Source organism: Nocardioides sp., assembly GCF_034670285.1.
GTDB lineage: Bacteria > Actinomycetota > Actinomycetes > Propionibacteriales > Nocardioidaceae > Nocardioides.
Map to the genome: position 1 here is coordinate 1 of NZ_JAXMNS010000523.1, position 2097 is coordinate 2097.

Annotated in this window: 3 protein-coding genes; 1 reads left to right on the forward strand and 2 read right to left on the reverse strand. The window is 71.3% G+C overall.

Annotation, left to right across the window (positions count from 1 at the left end):
- Positions 1-632: HAMP domain-containing sensor histidine kinase (locus tag VOI19_RS18525; protein WP_323794416.1), on the forward strand; the 632-nt coding region annotated here is incomplete at its 5' end.
- A gap of 55 nt (positions 633-687) precedes the next feature.
- Here VOI19_RS18525 and VOI19_RS18530 read toward each other — a convergent pair.
- Positions 688-1476, reverse strand: coding sequence for a sugar phosphate isomerase/epimerase (locus tag VOI19_RS18530; protein ID WP_323794417.1), 789 nt, complete (start codon positions 1474-1476; stop codon positions 688-690).
- On the reverse strand, positions 1476-2097 hold a 622-nt coding region (locus VOI19_RS18535; protein WP_323794418.1), incomplete at its 5' end, for a Ppx/GppA family phosphatase. The genes VOI19_RS18530 and VOI19_RS18535, both read right to left, overlap by 1 nt.

Here is a 2097-nt window from a genome sequence, read left to right on the forward strand (position 1 = left end):
GTACGCCACTCACGGTGATCTCGGGCAACCTCGAGATGCTTCAGGACGTCGTGCTCGACCCGGAGACGGACCGCTTCCGTGAGGCCATCAACCGCGGCACGACGAGGATGCAGCGCGTCGTCGACGACCTGCTGCTCCTGGCCCGCATCAGCCATCCCCAGCAACCCGTCGAGCGCTCCCCGCTCGACCTGCGACCCGCGATCCGTGAGGTCAGTGCCTTCGTCGAGTCGACAGCAATCGCCAAGGGCCTCGCGCTGCACGTCGAGATCAGTGACGACGACCTGACGATCCTCGGCCACGCAGCCGAGATCGAGCGGCTCCTCAGCAACCTGGTCAGCAACGCCGTGAAGTACACCCGCACCGGTGGCACCGTGCGGGTCAGCGCCCGCCGGGTGGAGCACCGCGTGGTGCTCCAGGTCGCCGACGACGGCCTCGGGATCTCCCGCGCCGACCAGGCACGACTCTTCACGTCCTTCTTCCGCACCACCAACCCCGACGCGCTGCGGGAGTCGGGCACCGGCCTCGGCCTCGCGATCGTGTCGCACATCGTCCAGCGCCACGGCGGCACGGTCGAGGTGGCCTCGCGGCTCGGCGAGGGCTCGACCTTCACCGTGCGCCTGCCCGCACGCTGAGCCAGTCGCTGGGCCGGCCGCTGGTCAGGGTCGACTCGTCAGGGCGACGGGACCGTCAGGGGGTGGGGACGGCGAAGTGCTCGCGGGCGAAGTCCAGCGACTCGCGCAGGTCGGCCTCACGCTCCTCGCGCGACGCGCAGCGCCGCGTGTTGATCTCGAGCACGATGGCGCCGTCGAAGGATGTCGAGGCGAGGTGCTGCAGGAATGCCGCGGCACCCATCGACCCGCGGCCGGGCACGAGGTGCTCGTCCTTGGCCGACCCGCTGCCGTCGGTGAGGTGGACGTGGCGCAGCCGGTCGCCGAGCCGCTCGGCCATCTCGATCACGTCGGACTGGGCGATCGCGGCGTGCGAGAGGTCGATGGTGGTGTTGGCGTAGGGCTCCGAGGACGGGTCCCACCCGGGGAGGTACATCTCGGCGCCACGGTTCTTCGTCGCTCGCCACGGATACATGTTCTCCACCGCGAAGCGGATGCCCGTGGAGTTCTCCAGGGCCGCGATCCCGTTGACGAAGTCGCGCGCGTACTCCTTCTGCCACCGGAACGGCGGGTGCACGACGACGACGTCGGCCCCGACCTCGTGGGCCATCTCGGCCGATCGCTCGAGCTTGCCCCACGGCTCGGTGCCCCAGACGCGCTGCGTGAGCAGCAGCGTCGGCGCGTGCACGGCGCAGATCGGGATCTCGTGGTGCTCGGAGAGCTGGCGTACCGCGGCGACCTGCTGGCTGAGGGCGTCGAGCCCGACCATCACCTCGACGGCGTCGTAGCCCAGCTGGGCGGCGTAGGCGAAGCCGTGCGCCGTCGACTCCGGGTAGACCGAGGAGGTGGACAGCCCGATGACGCCCATCAGGAGTCGGCGACGCTGAGTCGGTCGATGCGTTCGAGGATGACGCCCTCACGCAGGGCCCAGGGGCAGATCTCGAGGGCGGGCAGGTCGAAGATGTCCATGCACGCCTCGGCGACGAGCGCCCCCGGCAGCACCTGGTGGGCGCGGCTGGCCGAGACGCCCGGCAGGTCGGCGAGCTCGTCCGGCCCCATCTCCACCAGCCGGGGGATCCACTCGCGCAGGTCGCTCTGGCGCAGCGACCGGGGCGTGAGCGGACCATCGGCCGACGGGGCCGCACCGCAGATGCGAGCCAGGGAGCGGAAGGTCTTGGACGACGCCGCGGCGCGGTGCGGGCGCCCGGCACGCAGGAGGTTGCCGGCGTCGCGGGCGATGTCGGTGCGGATCGCCTTGCGGATCTGCTTCAGCCCGGCCTCGTCGATCTGCTCGGTGAAGTGGGCACGTGCGAGCCGAGCCGCGCCGAGGGGCAGCGACCAAGCGACGTCCGGACGCTCGTCCTTGCCCGCCGCGATCTCCAGCGAGCCGCCGCCGATGTCGAAGACCGCCAGTCGGCCGGCCGACCACCCGAACCACCGTCGTACGGCGAGAAAGGTGAACCGGGCCTCGTCCACGCCCGAGAGCACC